The 19611-nt window shown below is 60.2% G+C and carries 21 protein-coding genes; 10 read left to right on the top strand and 11 right to left on the bottom strand.

The features are described 5' to 3' along the window. Positions 1–4 precede the first annotated feature (4 nt). The 6 genes from FKG95_RS21245 to phnF form a co-directional block, all read right to left on the bottom strand. Positions 5–874 carry an isocitrate lyase/PEP mutase family protein gene (locus FKG95_RS21245; protein ID WP_142898433.1) on the bottom strand — a complete coding sequence of 290 codons (870 nt, stop codon included), beginning with the start codon at positions 872–874 and terminating at the stop codon, positions 5–7. Further along, positions 871–1374: a LeuD/DmdB family oxidoreductase small subunit gene (locus tag FKG95_RS21240; RefSeq protein ID WP_142898432.1), complete on the bottom strand. Its 504-nt coding sequence runs from the start codon at positions 1372–1374 to the stop codon at positions 871–873. The genes FKG95_RS21245 and FKG95_RS21240 overlap by 4 nt, the downstream gene beginning before the upstream one ends. After that, positions 1371–2678 (bottom strand): 3-isopropylmalate dehydratase large subunit, encoded by a 1308-nt coding sequence (locus tag FKG95_RS21235; protein ID WP_142898431.1) that lies wholly within the window; start codon positions 2676–2678, stop codon positions 1371–1373. Before FKG95_RS21235 ends, FKG95_RS21240 begins: the two co-directional genes overlap by 4 nt. Then, entirely contained in the window at positions 2678–3571 is an 894-nt protein-coding gene (locus FKG95_RS21230) for a GntR family transcriptional regulator (protein WP_142898430.1), read from the bottom strand. The genes FKG95_RS21235 and FKG95_RS21230 overlap by 1 nt, the downstream gene beginning before the upstream one ends. Positions 3572–3870: 299 nt before the next feature. Then, positions 3871–5268, bottom strand: coding sequence for a hypothetical protein (locus FKG95_RS21225; RefSeq protein ID WP_142898429.1), 1398 nt, complete (start codon positions 5266–5268; stop codon positions 3871–3873). 287 nt (positions 5269–5555) lie between these two features. Then, positions 5556–6350, bottom strand: a complete 795-nt coding sequence (phnF, locus tag FKG95_RS21220; RefSeq protein ID WP_218940312.1) for a phosphonate metabolism transcriptional regulator PhnF — start codon at positions 6348–6350, stop codon at positions 5556–5558. A gap of 74 nt (positions 6351–6424) precedes the next feature. On the opposite strand from phnF, the gene phnG reads away from it, so the two are divergent. The 9 genes from phnG to FKG95_RS21175 are packed head-to-tail and all read left to right on the top strand — an operon-like array spanning position 6425 to position 13723. Further along, on the top strand, positions 6425–6946 hold the full coding sequence (phnG, locus tag FKG95_RS21215) for a phosphonate C-P lyase system protein PhnG (RefSeq protein WP_246116846.1): 522 nt from the start codon (positions 6425–6427) through the stop codon (positions 6944–6946). Continuing rightward, complete coding sequence (gene phnH, locus FKG95_RS21210; RefSeq protein ID WP_142898428.1) at positions 6946–7581, top strand: phosphonate C-P lyase system protein PhnH; 636 nt, start codon at positions 6946–6948, stop codon at positions 7579–7581. The genes phnG and phnH overlap by 1 nt, the downstream gene beginning before the upstream one ends. A 3-nt stretch (positions 7582–7584) precedes the next feature. Beyond that, the gene (locus FKG95_RS21205; RefSeq protein WP_142898427.1) at positions 7585–8727 is read left to right on the top strand and encodes a carbon-phosphorus lyase complex subunit; all 1143 of its coding nucleotides are present in this window, start codon (positions 7585–7587) and stop codon (positions 8725–8727) included. A gap of 15 nt (positions 8728–8742) precedes the next feature. Further along, positions 8743–9645 carry an alpha-D-ribose 1-methylphosphonate 5-phosphate C-P-lyase PhnJ gene (locus FKG95_RS21200; protein ID WP_142898426.1) on the top strand — a complete coding sequence of 301 codons (903 nt, stop codon included), beginning with the start codon at positions 8743–8745 and terminating at the stop codon, positions 9643–9645. After that, positions 9642–10436 carry a phosphonate C-P lyase system protein PhnK gene (gene phnK / locus FKG95_RS21195; protein ID WP_142898425.1) on the top strand — a complete coding sequence of 265 codons (795 nt, stop codon included), beginning with the start codon at positions 9642–9644 and terminating at the stop codon, positions 10434–10436. Before FKG95_RS21200 ends, phnK begins: the two co-directional genes overlap by 4 nt. Before the next feature lie 48 nt (positions 10437–10484). Then, positions 10485–11270, top strand: coding sequence for a phosphonate C-P lyase system protein PhnL (phnL, locus tag FKG95_RS21190; protein ID WP_142898424.1), 786 nt, complete (start codon positions 10485–10487; stop codon positions 11268–11270). Then, positions 11267–12409 (top strand): alpha-D-ribose 1-methylphosphonate 5-triphosphate diphosphatase, encoded by a 1143-nt coding sequence (locus tag FKG95_RS21185; RefSeq protein ID WP_142898423.1) that lies wholly within the window; start codon positions 11267–11269, stop codon positions 12407–12409. The genes phnL and FKG95_RS21185 overlap by 4 nt, the downstream gene beginning before the upstream one ends. A 44-nt stretch (positions 12410–12453) precedes the next feature. Continuing rightward, positions 12454–13026 (top strand): HD domain-containing protein, encoded by a 573-nt coding sequence (locus FKG95_RS21180; protein WP_142898422.1) that lies wholly within the window; start codon positions 12454–12456, stop codon positions 13024–13026. A 1-nt stretch (position 13027) separates the two neighbouring features. Then, positions 13028–13723 (top strand): DUF1045 domain-containing protein, encoded by a 696-nt coding sequence (locus FKG95_RS21175; protein ID WP_142898421.1) that lies wholly within the window; start codon positions 13028–13030, stop codon positions 13721–13723. Here FKG95_RS21175 and phnN read toward each other — a convergent pair. From phnN to FKG95_RS21150, 5 genes are all read right to left on the bottom strand, one after another. Next, positions 13689–14276: a phosphonate metabolism protein/1,5-bisphosphokinase (PRPP-forming) PhnN gene (gene phnN, locus FKG95_RS21170; protein WP_179954206.1), complete on the bottom strand. Its 588-nt coding sequence runs from the start codon at positions 14274–14276 to the stop codon at positions 13689–13691. The genes FKG95_RS21175 and phnN overlap by 35 nt on opposite strands. A gap of 2 nt (positions 14277–14278) precedes the next feature. Then, positions 14279–15127: a phosphonate ABC transporter, permease protein PhnE gene (gene phnE / locus FKG95_RS21165; RefSeq protein ID WP_142898419.1), complete on the bottom strand. Its 849-nt coding sequence runs from the start codon at positions 15125–15127 to the stop codon at positions 14279–14281. Positions 15128–15332: 205 nt separating this feature from the next. After that, positions 15333–16331 (bottom strand): phosphonate ABC transporter substrate-binding protein, encoded by a 999-nt coding sequence (gene phnD, locus FKG95_RS21160; protein ID WP_142898418.1) that lies wholly within the window; start codon positions 16329–16331, stop codon positions 15333–15335. 91 nt (positions 16332–16422) lie between these two features. Beyond that, positions 16423–17289, bottom strand: a complete 867-nt coding sequence (phnC, locus tag FKG95_RS21155) for a phosphonate ABC transporter ATP-binding protein (protein WP_142898417.1) — start codon at positions 17287–17289, stop codon at positions 16423–16425. 154 nt (positions 17290–17443) lie between these two features. Next, positions 17444–18310 (bottom strand): LysR substrate-binding domain-containing protein, encoded by an 867-nt coding sequence (locus tag FKG95_RS21150; RefSeq protein WP_142898416.1) that lies wholly within the window; start codon positions 18308–18310, stop codon positions 17444–17446. Between the two features lie 74 nt (positions 18311–18384). On the opposite strand from FKG95_RS21150, the gene FKG95_RS21145 reads away from it, so the two are divergent. Further along, positions 18385–19590, top strand: coding sequence for a 2-aminoethylphosphonate--pyruvate transaminase (locus FKG95_RS21145; protein ID WP_246116845.1), 1206 nt, complete (start codon positions 18385–18387; stop codon positions 19588–19590). The last annotated feature ends 21 nt before the right edge of the window (positions 19591–19611 follow it).

Raw genomic sequence — 19611 nt, 5'->3', positions numbered from 1 at the left:
GCGTTCAGTCCTCGTACTTTTTGCTGCCGTCCAGGATCGCCTGGGTGCCGAGCAGATCGTTGAGCTGGGTGAAATCGAGCATGTTCTCCTTGAAGGATGCGGTCGTTCCCTCGCGGTGCAGGGCTTCGAAATAGGCGCTCATGGTTTTCGCGATAGCCCGGACCAGGCCGCCGGGGAAGATCACCAGCTTGAAGCCGATCCCGGCGAGTTGTGCGGCGGGCATAACAGGTGTCTTGCCACCTTCGACCATGTTGGCCATGATGGGCAGCCGCCCGGCGAACTGCTCGATCACCCGGCGCATGTCTTCTTCGGTCTTGACCGCCTCGACGAAAAGCATGTCCGCGCCGGCCTCGACATAGGCCTCGCTGCGCTCCAGGGCCGCGTCCAGACCTTCCACCGTGACAGCGTCGGTGCGGGCGATGATGACCGTGTCGCTATCCGTCCGGCTGTCGGTGGCGGCTTTGATCTTGCCGCTCATCTCGCCTACGCTGACAAGCTTCTTGCCGTCCAGGTGCCCGCAGCGTTTGGGCAGTTGCTGATCTTCCAGCTGGATGGCGCTCGCGCCGCTGCGTTCGAAAACGCGGACCGTGCGCTGTACGTTCAGGGCGTTGCCGAAGCCCGCATCTCCGTCGACGACGATCGGCAGATCCACCCGCTCTCGGATCCGTCCGACCACGCCCGCAACTTCGTCCATGCCGGTCAGGCCGATATCCGGGCTGCCTAGCTGAGTGTAGGAGATCGAAGCGCCGGAGAGATAGAGTGTCTCAAAGCCCGCGCGCTCGGCCATCATGGCGCCGAAGGCATCGTAGACTCCCGGCGCGACTACGATGCCGTCGCCAGCGAGCTGTTGCCTGAGCCGTTTCTGCGGCGTCATAAAGTTTTCCTCAGTGTTTTTTCGAGATGGGGGATCAGCCCGCCCGCCGAGACGATGGCGGCAAGGTGCTCCGGAACTTTTTCGCAGGTAAGGGTCTCGCCGGTCGTTTCGTTGAGGATGCGGCCCGCGAGCGGATCGACCGATATCCGATGATCCTTTTCGATCCGATCGACGTCGTCGGACACCAGGGCATAGAGGCCTAGATTGAAGGCGTTGCGGTAGAAGATGCCTCCGAACGACCTCGCGATAACGGCGGTGACTCCCAGCATCCGCAGGACCTGGGCGGCCTGTTCGCGGCTGGAGCCGATGCCGAAGTTTTTGCCTGCAACGACAATGTCGCCACTTTTGACCTGGCGCGCGAAAGAGGGATCGATCGCTTCGAGACAATGGCTTGCGAGCTCTTCCATGGAGCCTTTCATGTAAATGCCGGGCGCCAGCAGGTCCGTGTCAACCCCGTCGCCATATTTCCAGACTCCCCCCGCGGTGAGTTCGCTGCTCATAGCTCCGATCCTTCCGCCAGCAGAGGCCGCGGGTCGGCGATATGGCCCATGACCGCCGTCGCGGCCACGCTGAAGGGCGATCCCAGATAGACCAGAGACTCCCGCGATCCCATACGGCCTTTGAAGTTGCGTGCGGTGGAGGCCATGCAGACTTCGCCCTCGGCCAGCACACCCGCGCCATAGCCCGCGCAAGCGCCACAGCCGGAGGGCAGCAGGATCGCGCCTGCTTCCGTCAGCGCGGCCAGCGAGCCATCCGATGCCGCCGCCGCGGTTGTCCGTGTCGAGGCAGGCGCGATCATCAGGCGGGTGGTGCTGGCCACCTTGCGGCCTTTGAGCACGCGCGCGGCGGCATGCAGATCGACCAGCTTCGCGCCGGTACAGGCGCCGATGTAGCACTGATCAACTGCGACCTTCTCCACATCCTCGACCGATCCCGCGTTTGCCGGGCTATGGGGTGCGGCGATCTGGGGCGGCAGTTCCGCCGCATCGAAGTCATGGATCGCCCGATAGGTCGCGTCTTCATCACCCGACCAGTTTTCCCAATCACCTGGATCGCCCCCTGCATCTGTGATGGCCCTGGCGGTGACTTCGTCCGGTGCGATCAGTCCGGTCTGCGCCCCCAGTTCGGCAGCCATGTTGCTCAGCGTCATGCGTTCCTGCATAGAAAGCCCGGCGAGTGTGGCGCCACTGTATTCGATGGCCTGATAGTCGCCGCCATCCATGCCCAGGGTTGCGCAGAGCTTCAGCATCATGTCTTTCGCCGTCACGCCCTCGCCGAGTGATCCGTGCCAACGCAACAGGATGGTTTCCGGCACCTTGATCCAGGTTTTGCCGGTCGCCAGGACGCCGGCCATATCGGTCGCACCGACGCCGAACATGTAGGCGCCGTATGCGCCGCCCGTTGGCGAGTGACTGTCGCCACCGACCACGAACATGCCCGGGGCCAGGTGTCCGCGCTCAGGCAGCACCACGTGGCAGATGCCCTGCTGGTCGTAAAACTTTTCGATCTCCTGATCCCGCGCCCAATCCCGGGTCAGCTTCAGGATTGCTGCGCTCTGCGCATCGACAGCCGGGACATAGTGGTCCGAAACCAGCACGATTTTGGCCGGATCCCAAACCTTCACACCCAGGCGTTCCAGCATGGGTTTCACCCGGCGCGGTCCACCGCTGTCGTGGATCATCGCCAGGTCGACGTTGCAGGTGACGATCTCGCCCGCCATGACCCTGGAGTGCCCGGCAGCCCGCGCGATGATCTTTTCCGCCAGGGTTTGACGGGCAGGTGCGTGAAGAGCTTGATCCGACATCAGGATGCACCGGCTTTTAGCAGCTCGGACTTGTCGGCGTTGTCGTCGGCCGCCCATCGCTTTTCCGTCTCGCCCTGCACCCGCGAGAGCGACATGCGGTACTGATAGCGGTCCGGACGGTAGAGCGCGGTGATGAACTCAACCGGCATTCCGTTCTGATCGCGGACCACCCGCGAAATCTTCATCAGTGCAGCGCCCGGGTCGGTACCCAGGCATTTTGCAACCACGTGGTCTGCCAGGGTTGCGGAGATCGTTTGCGAGGCAGAATCGACCTTTACGCCGCAGCGCTCCAGCAGGGAAAGCAGCGGCAGGCTCGAGAGCTCCTCCGCGCTGAACTGACGCCCGAGCGCGCTCGGGACGTAAGTTGTCAGATGGGAGAAGGGAGCACTGTCGAGGGTGCGCACCCGCACCGCTCTCTGCACTTCTGCGCCCCTCTCGATCTCCAGAGCTTCCGCGACGGAGTTCGGGGCGGGCAAGTAGGCAAATTCCAAAAGCTTGACCGTGGTCTCCAGGCCCATTGCAATCAGGTTTTCCAGCAATCCCTCGACGGAGGACGCGATGGGTGCGGACGGCGGCTGATAAATCACCCTTGTGCCACGGGCGCGTTCCCGCACCACCAGACCTTCTGCTGCCAGTTCGTCCATGGCTCGTTTTGCTGTGATCCGCGAGACACCGAAGCGTTCCGTCAGATCCTGTTCGCTGGGCAGGCGTGCGTCGGTGCTATAGACTCCGTCTGTAATCTGCCCCTTCAGGATCAGATAAATCTGGTGATAGAGCGGGGTCTTCAGGCCTTGAGACCCCAGCTGCGTAGAGAGGTTCGAGTCAGTGGTGCCGGCATGCGGTGTTCCGCTGCCCGTCTCCGGCGCCCGCCGGAGTGATGCAATCTGAAGCATGCCATTCCCTGCTGGGTTTCCTCCCGGGCAATTGCCAGCCCGAGTCTGAAGCGCAATCGTTTATTGTTCTAATGACATGTTGATATAACATTCGAAGTCAAGTCAAGGCTTCCAGCGCGCCAGATGGCACGCTGAGACTGGGTCCGTGCCGTCGGTGTTTGGCTAGAGCAGATCCGGTTTGGATGGAATCGCCTTCGGCGATCCGTCGTACCGGTGAATCTGCTCTCACTATACGATTTAGAGCGGGTTCACATATTTTAGCGAAAACACAGAGTGTCTCCGTTAAAACATAACGCGCTCTAGGCTTGCCCTGCCGCCTGGCTCGCCAGGGTCATGACATCCCGTAAGGCCTCGTCATCCGAGCCATCGACCGGATCAGGCCGGTTGTCGGCACGCGCCCGGCGGATGTCGCGCCAGAGCCAGAGGCCGGCATTCCAGATCTGGGGCATATCGTTGAGCAATTTGTCCCGGTCAAAAGCTGCATCCAGGTCGATCTTCTTCGAATTGACTCCCGCCTCCGCCCTCTTGATGCAGTCCAGAACCTGCTGGGCCATCAGGCCGTAACCCACGACCGTGGCATGCATGCCGTCGAGCCCCTGCGTGCCGCCGCGCCGGAAGTTGCCGAAGAGGCTGGCGTTGATCATGACGTTGGTGATGGTCTTGCCGTTGTTCAGCTTTACGACGTTGTTGGCCGTGCGTTTCTGGTGCTTCGAATCGTAAGAGAGGAGCAGCTTTGCGACGTCGACGAAGTGCAGCCGCGCCGGGTTGTCAAACGCGGATTTAAGAATTTGCTGCGCTTCCTTGTTCACGGCCATGATGTGTTCATCGAGTTTTTTCAGCTGATTGCCGGTCATCTGGCCGTAACCGAAGCCGAAGCGGTTTTCGTACTTGTCGTAATATTTGCCTCTGCCCGGTTTCTTGGCCTCGTGCCATTCGACCATATCCGGCACGGGCATGAGGTTTGGGACGGTGCTCGGGAGCCCCAGGTTGTTGAAGTATATGTGTTCGACCTCCGGCGGCAGGGCATTGAGTTCTCTTGCAAGCCGCCGCAGTTCAGCTCTGAAGGTCATGCGTCCGTTCGGGTTGCATTCGAACGCGATATCCCAAAGCCCGTTGTTGCTACCAATGTTGACCAGCAGACGTTTGGGCTTGCGCGCCGCGACCATGCCGACCTGGCTGAGGTTCCGGAACGCGGCTTTGCCGGAAGGGTTCAGGGTGAAGCGCGCGTTGAGCGACTGAATGGTCGGGCTCAGTTTAATCTGACCGAGTTTGAGCTTTTTGATCTTGTTTTTCGCACCCGGCGGCAGGGTTTTCAGAAAATCGTCGGACGTCTGCCAGGTCTGACTGTAGAGATCCGCGATGGTGGCCGAGGCGACGGAGATGTTCTCGAAGAACAGTCTGCCGGAAGGTGACGCCGGCGCTCTGCCGAACCAGTAATCCAGGTTCTTTCCCAGGTCTTCTCTGATGCCGCTGATATCCGGCAGCATGCGCAGCCACTTTTCCATATCAACCACAATCGGCCGCTGCGGGTCGGGGCAGGAGAATTTATGACGGATGCCCAACGCCTCGGCTGCAAGGGCCGGCGGCGAGAGCTGCATCATGCCGTTCTTCATGGTCAGCGACCGCACCCCCTGATACAGCGAATCCCCGATCGCCATCATTTCCGGATGCATATATTCGTCTGGAATTGTCCCCATCTTCAGCTCCCCCGAGATGTCCCTCGATGTGGTCAGTTACTTCACAACGGCTCCATCGCCGACGACTGATACCGGAGCTCAGTTTACAGTGAATATCATTTGTTAACAAACATAATTAATGTGTAGACGTTTGAAATGAACAGGAGTCTGAACTGCCAGTCAACCCGGATGCATCTCACTAAAAACATATAGATGAATGTTCTCAATGAGTGATGTCCTGTGGGCGGAGGTAGCTCTGGAAAGGGATGGCTTCGTCTTTAAGGCATCAAGGAATGTGAGCCCTCAACCTAGGTCTCGAAGACGATCTGCATACGGTCGGCGACGAAGCGGGCGATGCAGAACTGTACAGGCTTGCCGTCCTGGTCGACATTGATGCTTTCGACCACCAGGACCGGTTTGCTGGCGGGTTGCTTCAGGGCCTTGGCGTCTTCCGCCTCGGGCAGGCGGGCCATGACCTTGGTGGTGCGGCGGGTATAGTCTCCGGCGCCGTGATGGGTCAGGGCCTTTGTGATCGAACGGGTCTCGGCATAGACCGGGATCAGTTCAGGAAAACGTCCGGCGGGGAAGTAGTTCGAGGAAACCGATAGTGGCCGCCCGTCGACGTCGTTGAGGGTCTCCAGCAAGATACAGGGCGTCCCCGGTTTTAGTTTCAGGCCCTTGGCAACGGTCTGATCGGCCTCGAATTCCTGCGCGCGCAGCAGGCGGCCCGCGGGATTGCGGTGCTGCTTGGTTATGATCTCGCTAAAGCGGGTGCGCTTGCCGATCAGGTAGTCGACCACGTGCTCCTGAACGAAGGTGCCCCGTCCCTGCTCGACGCGCAATAAACCCTGTTCGACCAGGCCCGCGACGGCGCGCCGGAGTGTGTGCCGGTTAACCCCGAAGCGTTCGGCCAGTTCGGGCTCCGTGGGCAGGCGGCTGCCCTCCGGATAGACCCCCGCCGCGACATCCTCCGCAAGCTGCTGTTCGATCTGGCGCCACAGCGCGATACCCGTTCCCCGTTCGATCATGTCGTCAACGCCGTTTCTGTCTTTTGCCGCACCGTCAGCAAATGCCTCATCTCTGCCGTCGAAACGCGAAGTCATCAAAACTTCACTTTTTGAGTCTTTACGGCGCAGGTCTTTTGCCTCACTTTAGATTAAATCATATGGATGAATAGATGAATATGTCAAATCATATAGCATCAAGTTCCGAAGATCAGAGAGAGCCGGGCAATGCCAACGCGCAAAACAGCGACCGCGGCGCCTGGATGTCGATCCTCGCGAAGGCGGACCCCGGCGAATTGAGCCGCGCCTGGGACAGCCTGGACGACAAACCCACGTGGCGTTGGCTGCGAAAACCCGAGACCGGCCTTGTCATGGTGCGCGGCCGCGCCGGAGGGACCGGCGCCGCGTTCAATCTTGGCGAGATGACCGTGACCCGCTGCGCGGTCGTCACCGAGAGTGGTGATGGCAACCAAGGTTTTACTGGTCAGGGTTATCTGGCGGGACGGGATCGCCGTCATGCGGAGCTGGCCGCGCTTTTCGATGCTCTTCTGCAGGATTCCTCCAGGCGCTCCGCGCTGGAAGACACGCTCCTCAAGCCTCTCGCGGACGGGCTTGCAGCGCGGCGGCGCGCGGCTTCGGCAAAGTCAGCCGCGACCAAGGTAGACTTCTTTACGCTTGTCAGGGGGGAAGACTGATGATCGGAGCAGACACCGAGGCCTCAGGATTGGATCTGAACGGCATCGGGGCACCCAATGCAGGCTTTGATAATCCCGTTCTGCAGTCTCAGGCCATGTATCGCAAGCTTCTTGGCGCCATGGCGCAGCCTGGACGTATCCTATCCTGTGAACTGTCGCTGGATGTTCCGACCCCACTCTGGCCGACCACCGCCGCTGCGGCGCTCACCCTGCTGGATTTCGATACGCCGCTCTGGCTGAATCCCGGTGCCGCTGCGGCGCATGCGCTTGGTGACTACCTGCGTTTTCACTGTGGCTGTCCGCTTGTCGAGGCCATCGGCAATGCGGCCTTTGCCATCATTTCAGACCCTGCCGAGCTTCCGCCGCTGGACAGCTTTGCGGCCGGCACCGACGAATATCCCGATCGTTCCGCAACCCTGCTGATTCAGGTTGAGCGCCTGGACGACAGCCGTGGCGTGATCCTGCGCGGACCCGGAATTGAGTGCAAACAGACCTTTCAGGCAAAGGGCCTGCCGCAGGGTTTCTGGCAGCAGGTGCAGGAGAATCACGCCGGCTTTCCGCGGGGTGTCGACATGATTTTCTGCGCGCAGGATCGCATTGCTGCGCTGCCCCGTTCGACGCAAGTGGAGGTGTGAGCGATGTACGTTGCTGTCAAAGGCGGTGAAGCGGCGATCAACGAAGCACACAAGCTCCTGGCGGAAGAACGCCGGGGCGATCCCTCTGTCTCCGAACTCTCTGTCGACCAGATCGACGAACAGCTCAGCCTCGCGGTCGATCGGGTGATGACCGAGGGCTCGCTCTACGACCGCAAGCTGGCCGCGCTTGCCATCAAGCAGGCCCGTGGCGATTTGATCGAGGCGATCTTTCTGATCCGCGCCTACCGGACGACGTTGCCGCGCTTCGGGTCCTCGCGCCCGGTTGATACGGCTGTCATGGGGATCCGGCGCCGGATCTCGGCGACCTTCAAGGATATTCCCGGTGGCCAGATCCTGGGGCCGACCTTCGATTACACGCATCGCCTGCTCGATTTTAAGCTCGCTGCGGAAGGCGGTGGCGGCGACGGGAACCCGCTTGATGAGGATGCCGGCTCAATCGGCGAGAAGGCCTTGCTGGACGAGGCCATGCCACGCGTCGTCGATCTCCTGAAGCACGAAGGGCTCATCGAGGACGAGCAGCCGGGCGACGGCGATGAAGACGTGGGCGACCTGACCCGCGAGCCTATGAGCTTCCCGGTGGAGCGGGACATCCGGCTGCAGAACCTGGCGCGTGGTGACGAGGGTTTTCTGCTGGCGCTCGGCTATTCGACCCAGCGTGGTTACGGGCGCAGTCATCCCTTTGCCGGAGAAATCCGGCTGGGAGAGGTTGCTGTGGAGTTTACGCCTGAAGATCTGGGGTTCCCGATTGAGATCGGGGAGCTGACCCTCACCGAATGCCAGATGGTCAACCAGTTTAAGGGTTCGGCCGAGGCCCCGCCCCAGTTTACCCGGGGATACGGCCTGAGCTTCGGACACTGTGAGCGCAAGGTCATCGCAATGGCACTGGTCGACCGCGCTCTGAAGGGGCGTGCGCTGGGCGAAACCGTGGAAGGACCGGCCCAGGACCAGGAGTTCGTCATGGAGCACAGCGACAACATCCAGGCCACCGGCTTCGTCGAGCATCTTAAGCTGCCGCACTACGTAGACTTCCAGGCCGAACTGGAGCTGGTCCGCAAGATGCGGCGCAAGGCGGCACGCGCGGACGCCGATAATGCGAACGACGAAATCGTCGAAGCGGCGGAATAGGAGCCGAGCAAAACCATGACGCAGGCAGCACAGCGAGCCGCAATACCGGATGAGCCGGCTGAAATTGATGCCGGCTCCGGGCCGGACCCCAATTACAACTTCGCCTATCTGGACGAACAGACCAAACGCATGATCCGGCGCGCGATGCTCAAGGCTGTGGCGATTCCGGGATACCAGGTGCCTTTCGCTAGCCGTGAAATGCCCATGCCCTATGGCTGGGGCACGGGTGGCGTGCAGGTCACTGCCAGTATCATCGGACCCGATGACGTTCTGAAGGTCATCGACCAGGGGGCCGACGACACAACCAACGCTGTGAGTATCCGGCAGTTCTTTGAGCGCACGACCGACGTTGAAACCACGACCCGGACCGAGGATGCATCGATTATCCAGACGCGGCACCGGATCCCCGAAAAAGCGCTCAGCGAAGACCAGATCCTGGTGTATCAGGTGCCGATCCCCGAGCCGTTGCGCTTCCTGGAGCCGCGCGAGAGCGAGACGCGCAAGATGCATGCCCTGGGCGAATACGGCCTCATGCATGTGAAGCTTTACGAGGACATTGCCACTCACGGACACATCGCGACCACCTACGCCTATCCGGTCAAGGTGAACGGCCACTACATCATGGATCCTTCGCCGACACCCAAGTTCGATAATCCGAAGATGCACCGTATGCCCGCGCTCCAGCTTTTCGGCGCGGGCCGTGAAAAACGGATCTATGCCATCCCTCCGCATACGGCGGTCTACAGCCTGGACTTCGAGGATCATCCCTTTGAGGTCCAGCAATGGGAACAGCCCTGCGAGCTTTGCGGCGCAACGGACACCTTCCTCGATGAGGTCGTCACCGATGACCGCGGTGGGCGCATGTTCGTCTGTTCCGATACGGATCACTGCACCCGCAATCGGGAGGCCGCGGAATGAGTTCCACAGAAGAAACGCTCGATCAGCCATTGCTGCGCGTTACAAATCTGGCCAAGAGTTATGGTGGCAACGCTGCCTGCCGTGATGTGTCTTTCGACCTTTGGCCGGGAGAAATACTGGCTGTCGTTGGAGAATCAGGCTCGGGCAAAACGACATTGCTGAAATGTATCTCCGCTCAACTCGCCTGTGATGACGGCCGGATCGAGTACCTGATGCGTGACGGTATCCTGCGGGATATCCATGGCCTCAGCGAGGCGGAACGCCGGTTTTTGATGCGCACCGACTGGGGCTTCGTTCATCAGAATCCACGCGATGGTTTGCGCATGCGGGTGAGTGCGGGCGCCAACATAGCGGAACGCATGATCGCGGTCGGTGGACGGAACTACGGCAAGATTCGCGGTACAGCAGAGAACTGGATGGATCAGGTCGAGCTGGATCCCGGACGCGTGGATCATCAGCCGGGCACTTTCTCCGGCGGCATGCAGCAACGTCTGCAGATAGCCCGCAATCTGGTGACCCACCCGCGCCTCGTCTTCATGGATGAACCCACCGGTGGTCTTGATGTCTCCGTACAGGCAAGACTTTTGGATTTGCTGCGCAGTCTGGTGAGTAAGCTCCAACTCTCTGCCGTTCTTGTGACCCACGATCTGGCGGTGGCGCGTTTGCTGTCCCATCGCATCATGGTGATGCAGGGCGGTGAGGTCATCGAGACCGGCCTGACCGATCAGGTCCTCGACGATCCGCAGCATCCCTACAGCCAGATGCTGGTCTCATCGATCCTGCCGGTGTGATGCCTGTGGGAGCGAAAGCCATGACGATTGAAAAAGGCGGCAGCCGAAATGATTGAAAATACGCCTCGCGCCGAGCCTGCGGCCCCGATGATCCAGGTTCGCAATCTTCACAAAAGCTTCACCCTGCACACACAGGGTGGTATCGAACTTAATGTTCTGTGTTCTACCGATCTGACAGTGTCGGCGGGCGAATGCGTCGCACTGATGGGGCCATCCGGGGCAGGGAAATCGACGGTTCTTCGCTGCCTCTACGGGAACTACCTGCCGCAGGCCGGTGCAATCCTGATCCGGCATAAGGGACATATGATCAATCTTGTGGGTGCGGAGCCGCGCAACGTCCTGGCGATCCGGCGCGAGACCCTTGGTTACGTCAGCCAGTTTCTGAGGGTCATTCCGAGAATTCCGGCCATCGATCTGATTTGCGAGCCCCTGGTGACGCTCGGGGCCGATCCGGAAGCTGCCCGGGAAAAGGCTGCTGCCTTGCTGACCCGGCTGCGGATTCCCGAACGCCACTGGTCTCTGGCGCCGGCGACCTTCTCCGGCGGTGAGCAGCAAAGAATCAACATCGCGCGCACGATGGTGGTAGACTATCCCGTGCTGCTCCTCGATGAACCCACGGCGTCCCTGGATGCCGAGAACCGCCACACAGTGATCGATTTAATTCTGGAAGCCCGTGAACGCGGCGCGGCCATCGTTGGGATCTTCCACGACGAGGAGGTGCGTGATGCGGTTTGTAGCGCCCAGCACCAGGTCGCAGCGCCTGCGGCGGCCGACGGACCCTCCATGAGAGCAGATGAAGTGAACAGCGGCGACAGACAGGATCTCGCGGGATGACAACGGAAACGATATTTACGAACGCCAAGATCGTCACAACGGATGCCGTCATCGAAGGGTCGGTGACGCTCGAGGACGGGATGATCAAGGATATCGACGGGCGTAACAGTCAGGTCCCCTCGGCGGTAGATTTGGAGGGTGACTATCTGGTTCCCGGCCTGATCGAGGTTCACACCGATAACCTGGAAGGCCATGTCTGTCCTCGGCCGGGGGTCGTTTGGCCAATGCTTCCCGCGCTCTTTACCCATGATTCGGTTCTGGCCGCGGCCGGGATTACGACCGTGTTCGACGCTCTTCGCATTGGGGACCGCTCCTCTGATATCGCGATGGAGGAAACCGTCAACGCGGCCATCGAAGGGATTGAGCAGGCCCAGGATCATGGCCTGCTGCGCAGCGAGCACTACATTCACCTGCGCTGTGAACTGGCGACCGAGAACGTTGTCGATTGCTTTAACAACATCAAGGATGCACCGTCGCTGAAGCTGGTCTCGCTGATGGATCACACGCCCGGACAGCGCCAGTTCGTCGACCTGGAGCAGTTCAAGATCTACTACGGCGGAAAATATAAGATGAGCGATGCGGAGCTGGAGAGCTTCATCGACAGCCAGTTGGAAGAGCATTTTAAATACGCCGACAAGAACCGGCAGGCCTTGTCCGAGATCTGCAGCGCGCAATCCATACCCATGGCCAGCCACGATGACGCCACGGAAGATCATGTCGAGGAAGCGGTCTCGCTCGGCATCACCATTTCCGAGTTCCCCACGACGCTCGAGGCGGCGCGCGCCGCCTGCGAACGGGGAATGGCAACGGTCGCCGGCGCGCCGAACGTGGTTCGCGGACGCTCGCATTCGGGCAATGTTTCCGCATCGGAATTGGCGAGCCAGGGCCTCCTGAACAGTCTCTCGTCGGACTACGCGCCGATCAGTTTGCTGCACGGCGCTTTTGTCCTGCACCGGCGTGTGGGACTCCCGCTTCCGAACGCCTTGGCGATCGTAACAAAGAACCCGGCCCGTATGGTGGAATTGAATGACCGCGGCGAGATTGCGCCGGGTTTGCGCGCCGATCTGGTGCGGGTCAGTGATCACCAGGACATGCCGGTCGTCCGTTGCGTCTGGCGCGAAGGTGTCCGGGTCGTCTAAGAGCCAAAACTGCTGAGCGCGGAGAAATCGGAGATCAGGGCGTGATGGAAAAGCCATTTGAACTGATGCGTGACATCTACGAGAACGGTGGTGGCCAGCTTTACGATGCCGAGGCCGTCACCCAGCTTCAACATGGATTGCAGTCGGCGGCGCTGGCGGAGCGATCCGGAGCCCCGTCTCACCTGATCGTTGCCGCGCTATTGCATGATATCGGTCACCTTTTGAACGGTGATGAACGGGGTGCTGCAGAACGGGGCGAAGATGCGCTGCACGAGAGTTGCGGCGCGGCCTTTTTGAGCCGATGGTTCAGGGACGAGGTGACCGAGGCAATCCGTCATCACGTTGCCGCGAAGCGCTATCTTGTCACAGCCGAACCGGGGTATGCTGAGATTCTTTCGCCGGCATCTGTTCGAAGCCTCGAACTGCAGGGCGGTGCTTTTTCGGCAGCAGAAGCGGAGGCCTGGTACCGGCAGCCGGGTGCCGCCGACGCCGTAGAGTTGCGCCGTTGGGACGATGCTGCAAAGGATGTGGCTGCCGTGGTGCCCGGTTTTGAAGCTTACAAAGAGCATATCGAGAGCGTGCTTAAGCTCGACCGACCTGAATTGAAAGAAACATAATGTGACCCAGCGTTACGCAGTTTACTTTACCCCCGACCGTTCCAGTGAGCTGGCGCGCTTTGCCAATGCCTGGATCAACGATGAGCCTGGGGCGACGGTGTTCGGCGACGAGGTGCCTTGGTCGGGATTGATCGATCCCGACTACCGGCGTTCCATTACCTCCGCACCGCGGACCTACGGGTTTCACGCAACCCTGAAGCCGCCCTTTTTTCTTGCATCGGGGAAAGAGCTTGCCGAGCTGGAAACAGCGGTTGCCGAGTTTGCTGCCGCGCGCCCGCGTATTCTCCTGCCGAATTTGCAGTTCGAGGTCCTGGGTAATTTTCTCGCACTTGGGCTGTCAGAGCCGCTGGAGGAAGTTGATGCTCTGGCAGCCGACGCCGTCCGCTCTCTTGATGAATTTCGTCGGCCGGCCTCGGACGAGGAACTGGCGCTGCGCCGTGGCGTCGGTTTGACGGAACGCCAGGAAGCCTTGCTGGTGAAGTGGGGTTATCCCTACGTCATGGAGGAGTTCCGTTTCCACATGACGCTCAGCACCCGGCTTGACGAGACCGGACAGTCCCGCCTGCTGTCCATCCTGAGGCCCATTGTCTCGCCGCTGATTGAAAACCCGATCACGATTGAGGCGGTTTCCCTCGTCGAGCAGCCGGAATCTGGCGCGCGCTTCATCGAGCGAGGGCGTTTTCCTCTACTGGGTTGAGGTTCGTCAGCAGAGCAACGAAGGTGTTGATTGCTGCCTCCAGGCTTGAGTCGTTCTGCAGCCGTACCACATCCGGCCCGTCGATGTGAAAGGTCGCAGCGCGTTCCAGGCGCGCTTCGATATCACTCTCGGACTCACGCTCCCGTCCCTTCAAGCGCGCGCGCAGAGTTTCGCGCGGCACCTGGATTGAGACAATCCGGGCCGGCTGAAGCCGCTGGCGCACCTCCGGGATGACACCGCGTGAGACGTTGACCACGACATGGCGGCCATCCTCGAGATGGCTCTCGATGGCACTCGGTATGCCATACCAGAGCCCGTGCGCGGGCCAGGATAGGCTGTAAGCGCCGCGTGCGCGCCGGTCTTCAAAAGCCTCCAGCGAAAGCGAGTGATAGGGCTCGTGTCCCAAAGCGGCCGGACGGGTAATATCCCGGCGCGGAAAGAAGAAAAGATCATTCTTTCCAAGAGCGGCCTCTGCGCCGCTGAGAATACTGTCCTTGCCGGATCCAGAGGGCCCAACCACCAAAACGAGTGTGCCGCGAGGCTTCTGTCTCAAGATTAAAGAACCATCTTGCGCAGACGTTGAGAGATTAAGTCGAGCACGGTCACCGTAGCGATAATGATGATGATCACGGCCGCGGTCTCGGCGTAGTAGAAGCCGCGGATGTACTCCCAGAGAACCACTCCGATGCCGCCTGCGCCGACAATACCAAGTACCGTGGCCGAGCGCACGTTGGATTCAAAGCGGTAGAGCGAGTAAGAAATCCAAAGTGGCATGACCTGGGGGATCACGCCGAAGATCACTTCCTGCACCTTTCCTGCCCCGGTGGCGCGAATGCCCTCGACGGGCCGCGGGTCAATGGCTTCCACGGCTTCCGAGAAGAGCTTGGCGAGAATGCCGGTGGTGTGAATCCAAAGCGCAAGCACACCGGCAAAGGGACCGAGGCCCACGGCCACGACGAAGAGCATGGCAAAAACCATTTCGTTGATCGCGCGCGCTGCGTCCATCAGGCGGCGCATGGGTTGCACGATCCACCAGGGTGCAACGTTTTCGGCGGAGAGGACGCCGCAGGGAATCGCGCAAATGACCGACAGCACAGTGCCCCAGACGGCGATCTGGACCGTGATGAGCATCTGCTCCAGAAAGGTTGGCCATTCGTGGAAGTCGGGCGGGAAGAAACCGGCCGCGAATTCGCTCATGTTGCCGGCATAGATGAAGAGGTCCAGCGGACGCATCTCAGCACCTTCCCAGGACCACATCAGCACCAGGAAGAACAGTCCCCAGCCGAGCAGACTTGTTACGCTGCGCTTCAGATCACGTGGCGGAAGTTCCAGGCTTTTGCTCTCACCCCCGGGGGTGCCGAATTGGCCGCTCTGCCGGCCATTGTGTTGCGTGATGTCTGTCATGGTCTGGGTCCGGGAGTTGAGAGTGGTCTGTAGGGTGGAACCAGTTCCACCACACTGGGGTTCAGGACTCACAAACGGCGATGGTTTCGCTGCCGTTTGTTTTGCGTGCTTGTGAGTGCTCAACCCAGTGCTTCGACAGCCAGAGCGGATAGAGAAACGGTGGCGCCCGATTGGAGCGCCACCGTCCGCTTTATCCATTCCGGCCTTAGTTGTTGGCCAGGATTTTCAGGGTGTCGAGTTTCTCTTCGATGCCCGCGATCTTCGAGTTTCTCTCGCTCGCGTCCATCCGGTCGTCGCCCTGCAGCTTCACTTTGTCACGGAATAGCTGCAGCTGACGGATCGGGTAGAGCTGTGCGTTGGAGGAGTCGCGGAACGGCGCCCACTGCAGGTCGGCGAGGATTTTCTTTTCCTTTTCGACGTCCGTACCCAGGCGGCCATAGCCGAGGAAGAAGGCTTTAAGCTGTGCCTTGGTCTCGTCCGAGAGGTTCGTGCGATAGACGATGGGATCTGCGGGGATCAACGGAGACTGCCAGATGATCTTGAGGTTTTCGAAGGCCTTCGGATTGTTTTCTTTGATCCGGCTCAGGCTCTCGGTGTTGTTGGTCGCGAAGTCGACCTGCTTGTTGGCGACGGCCAGCGCGTTGGTTTCATGATTGGCGCTGCGGACGGTCTTGTAGCAGTTCTTGGGGTCGACGTTGTTCTGTGCAAAGACGTAGTAGCTCGGCACCAGGAAGCCGGAGGTGGAATTCGGATCGCCGTTGCCGAAAGCCAGGTCGCCTTGGCAGCTCAGGACGTCTTCCAGCTTCTCGAGCTTGCTGTCCTTATGAGCGAGCAGCAGCGACCAGTATCCGGGGTTGCCGGTGACGTCGACGGTCTGAACGAAGACTTCACCGCCGGCGCGGTCGACGGCTTCCATGGCCGATTTGTTGCCGAACCATGCAACGTCGACCTTGTTGAAGCGCATGCCTTCGATGACGCCTGCATAGTCAGGCGCGAAGAAGGCTTTTACCTTCATGCCGAGTTTCTTTTCCATATCGGCCAGGAACGGATCCCAGACGGTCTTCAGGTTCTGCGAAGACTCGGTCGAGATGATGCCGAAGTTGAGCGTCTCAAGCTTTTCTGCCGCGGCGGACCCCGTGAAGGCCAGAGTTGTGGCGAGGGCGGTCGCTGCGATGGTCGCGGCGCCGGCGAATTTAGCGAACATGAGTTTCTCCTTGTAAGACAGATATTTGTTGGTCGTTTCTCGAGCTCGTCCCGGCGTCTGCCGCCACATTTTCTTGCGGGCGGCCGGGTCGTTAAGCCGTGGCGGCAATCGGCATTTGCTGTGGTGCTTCGACCCCGTGAATGGCGCCGCTGAGTGTTTCGTCCATCACGAGTTCTTCGCTGTCCGCGCCGTAGAGTTCACGCAGGAAGCTTGGTGTCAGCGCTTCGCTGGGCCCGTCATAGACCACTTCACCGGCACGCAGTGCAACTGTGCGCGGGCAGTAGCGCATGGCGTAGGCGACCTGATGCAGGGACACGACGATGGTAATGCCGTCTTCGCGGTTGATGCGCGCCATATTTTCCATGACCCGGCGGGCTGATTCGGGGTCGAGCGACGCGATAGGCTCGTCGGCGAGCAGGACTTCGGCGCCTTGCATCAGGGCACGTGCGATCGCTGCGCGCTGTTGCTGGCCGCCGGAGAGCGTCGAGGCGCGTTGCCCGGCATACTGGTCCATTCCGACCCGGCGCAAGGCTTCCATGGCCAGCATTTTTTCTTCGCGGGTGAAGAGACCGAGCGTACCGCGCCAGGCCGGGATGCGGCCCAGAACACCCAGCACCACGTTGGTCAAGAGCGACAGCCGGTTGACCAGGTTAAATTGCTGAAAGATCACGCCGATGCGGGCGCGCAGATTGCGGATGCTCCGGTTGAGCTGGCCGCCGTCCTGGACCGGTGAACCCAGCACCTGAATGCGGCCACTGTTTCCCGCCTGACTGGCGGCGCCGGTTTTGTCCCCGCGCTCCAGTCCGGAAATCAGACGTATCAGAGTCGATTTGCCCGACCCGGATGCACCGATCAGCGCAACCATCTCGCCACGATCAACCGTTAGCGAGACATTATTCAGCGCACGATGTTTCCGAAAGGTTTTCGACAGCCCATCGACCTTAATGGCTGAACCCATAACCCCACTCTCCCCGTTTATCTGCGAAAGAGGGTGGCGAAAAGCGCTGACGGAGATGTGACGAAAACTTTTCTTTTTTGTTAAATTTGCCGTGGATAATTTGTGGACTAATTCGTTGTTTATATTCTGGGTTGAGCGCCGCGGCGGTTTCGACCTAATCCTCCAGCAGATCAAATACAGCTTTGATCGTGCGCTGCGGGGCGCATTCGGCCAGGCAAACCAGATGCTCCGGAACCCGGAGGTCTGCGCCGGAAATCGGGAGGACGTGGATATTATCGCCCCGGATCAGCTCCGCCTCCGAGACCACACCGACGCCCAACCCTTCGACAACGGCGGCGCGGACGGCCTCCCGGCTGCCGATCTCGAAAACATCTTTGAGGGTCATTCCGGCGGCGGCGACGGCGGCTTCGAATACGGCGCGGGTTGTGGATCCCTCCTCTCTCAAGATGACCCGGGTACCGGCAAGCCGTTTGAGGTTTACGCTTTTTTGTTTCGCCCATTTATGCGCCTTGGGGACAAAAGCGACGAGTCGGTCGGCGATGAGCAGTTGCGAAATCAGGCGCGGGTCGTCTTCGGGCGGCGGCGGGATGATTGCAACGTCGATGCGCCGCGCCATCAGATCTGCCAGCGTATCGCGGGAATTGCCGAAGTTCATCGAAATCTCGATGCCCGGATATCGCTCTTGATATCGCGCGACCAGGGGCAGCGCGTGATAGGGTGAATCCGCGCCGATCCTCAGAAAACCGGCTTTCAGGCTGCGGGTCTCGGAGAGCAGGAGTTCGGCTTCGGCTTCCAGGCGGAATTGTTTTTGCGTAATCGCGTGCAGCCGCCGGCCCAAGGGGGTGATCTCGATGCCCCGGCCCGCCGGAATGAAGAGGTCGACTTCATACTTCGCTTCCAGTGCCTTGACCTGAGAAGAGAGAGTCGGCTGAGAAACACTCAGCGCAGCCGCCGCGCGGGTAAAGCTGCCGTGACTGGCGACCGCATGAAAGGCGCGGATCTGAGAATAAATCATAGACATGGAATATAATATATATCGAAAACATCGATTTTACATATGAAACTCATCAAGCGTACTCTGCCGGTGGATGCAACATGTACGACGCAGGGAAGTTCAGAGCCATGGCCGCCGATTACAATGTTCTCGAACGCGCCGGACGGACCGGGGAGAATCACGAATTCCTTCTGACGCCAGGCCCCTTGACCACATCTAAGTCCGTAAAGGCTGCGATGCAGCGAGACTGGGGGTCCTGGGATCAGCCCTTTATCGATCTGACCGCTGAAATCTGCACTGGTCTGAACACCATGGCCGGAGGCGGAGACGATTTCGTCTGTGTGCCCATACAGGGCAGCGGGACTTTCGCCGTCGAAGCGATGTTGGGCACGATGGTGCCGCGTGGCGGCCACTGTGCGGTTTTGGTCAATGGCGCTTATGGCGAGCGGATCGTGAAGATCCTTGAAGTCATGGGACGCTGCTGCACGATATTGCGCAGCCCTGAGACGAAAGCCTACGACGTGGCAGCGCTCGATGAGGCGTTGCGCGACGACTGCACGATCACACATGTTGCCGCGGTGCATTGCGAAACCACCAGCGGGGTTCTCAATCCACTCAATGCCATCGCCGTCGTCACGGCACGTCACGGACGTGCATTGCTGGTCGATGCGATGAGTTCCTTCGCCGCGCTGCCGATTGATGTCCGTGCGTTGCCCTGCGATGGTTTGGTGTCCTCTGCAAATAAGTGTATTCAGGGTGTGCCCGGCATGGGCTTCGCAATCCTGCGCAGGAAGGCTCTGGCAACGACTGCCGGGAACGCGCATTCACTGTCACTCGATCTGCACGACCAGTGGGTTTATATGGAAAAGTCAGGCCGTTGGCGCTTTACGCCGCCGACCCACTCTGCGGCTGCTTTGGCCGTGGCCATAGATGAACATACCGGTGAAGGTGGTGTAGGAGGGCGCGGTGGCCGTTACGCCAGCAACCACGGTGTTCTGGTTCGCGGCATGCGGGAGATGGGTTTTGAAACCCTGCTTGCCGATGCCGTCCAGTCACCGATCATTACGGCATTTCTGGAACCGGCTGACTCCCGTTTCAGTTTTGAGAGGTTTTACGACCTTCTGGCTGCGCGCGGTTTCGTCGTTTATCCGGGAAAACTGACCGTCGCGCCGACTTTTAGAATTGGCACGATCGGCGCGATCGAGGCCGAGGATATCAGGGGCCTCCTGAAGGCTGTGCGGAGCGTGCTGAACGAGATGGGCGTGCGGGACGCCGCGCCGGCACGTGAGACCACCGCCGCAGAGTAGATGCAGAATAGATTTTGGGTC

Origin of the sequence: Denitrobaculum tricleocarpae (genome assembly GCF_007004665.1) — a bacterium.
Lineage (GTDB): Bacteria > Pseudomonadota > Alphaproteobacteria > Kiloniellales > Kiloniellaceae > Denitrobaculum > Denitrobaculum tricleocarpae.
This window is presented reverse-complemented; position numbering and strand designations above follow the sequence as displayed.

Bases quoted from the DNA above. Each gene is read 5' to 3' on its own strand.
- FKG95_RS21245 (WP_142898433.1), bottom strand. From the start codon at position 874: ATGACGCCGCAGAAACGGCTCAGGCAACAGCTCGCTGGCGACGGCATC.
- FKG95_RS21180 (WP_142898422.1), top strand. From the start codon at position 12,454: ATGGAAAAGCCATTTGAACTGATGCGTGACATCTACGAGAACGGTGGT.
- phnC (WP_142898417.1), bottom strand. From the start codon at position 17,289: ATGGGTTCAGCCATTAAGGTCGATGGGCTGTCGAAAACCTTTCGGAAA.
- FKG95_RS21185 (WP_142898423.1), top strand. From the start codon at position 11,267: ATGACAACGGAAACGATATTTACGAACGCCAAGATCGTCACAACGGAT.
- phnE (WP_142898419.1), bottom strand. From the start codon at position 15,127: ATGACAGACATCACGCAACACAATGGCCGGCAGAGCGGCCAATTCGGC.
- FKG95_RS21145 (WP_246116845.1), top strand. From the start codon at position 18,385: ATGTACGACGCAGGGAAGTTCAGAGCCATGGCCGCCGATTACAATGTT.
- phnK (WP_142898425.1), top strand. From the start codon at position 9,642: ATGAGTTCCACAGAAGAAACGCTCGATCAGCCATTGCTGCGCGTTACA.
- phnH (WP_142898428.1), top strand. From the start codon at position 6,946: ATGATCGGAGCAGACACCGAGGCCTCAGGATTGGATCTGAACGGCATC.
- phnG (WP_246116846.1), top strand. From the start codon at position 6,425: ATGAATATGTCAAATCATATAGCATCAAGTTCCGAAGATCAGAGAGAG.
- FKG95_RS21200 (WP_142898426.1), top strand. From the start codon at position 8,743: ATGACGCAGGCAGCACAGCGAGCCGCAATACCGGATGAGCCGGCTGAA.
- phnL (WP_142898424.1), top strand. From the start codon at position 10,485: ATGATTGAAAATACGCCTCGCGCCGAGCCTGCGGCCCCGATGATCCAG.
- phnF (WP_218940312.1), bottom strand. From the start codon at position 6,350: ATGACTTCGCGTTTCGACGGCAGAGATGAGGCATTTGCTGACGGTGCG.
- FKG95_RS21150 (WP_142898416.1), bottom strand. From the start codon at position 18,310: ATGTCTATGATTTATTCTCAGATCCGCGCCTTTCATGCGGTCGCCAGT.
- FKG95_RS21240 (WP_142898432.1), bottom strand. From the start codon at position 1,374: ATGAGCAGCGAACTCACCGCGGGGGGAGTCTGGAAATATGGCGACGGG.
- FKG95_RS21225 (WP_142898429.1), bottom strand. From the start codon at position 5,268: ATGGGGACAATTCCAGACGAATATATGCATCCGGAAATGATGGCGATC.
- FKG95_RS21235 (WP_142898431.1), bottom strand. From the start codon at position 2,678: ATGTCGGATCAAGCTCTTCACGCACCTGCCCGTCAAACCCTGGCGGAA.
- FKG95_RS21230 (WP_142898430.1), bottom strand. From the start codon at position 3,571: ATGCTTCAGATTGCATCACTCCGGCGGGCGCCGGAGACGGGCAGCGGA.
- FKG95_RS21205 (WP_142898427.1), top strand. From the start codon at position 7,585: ATGTACGTTGCTGTCAAAGGCGGTGAAGCGGCGATCAACGAAGCACAC.
- phnD (WP_142898418.1), bottom strand. From the start codon at position 16,331: ATGTTCGCTAAATTCGCCGGCGCCGCGACCATCGCAGCGACCGCCCTC.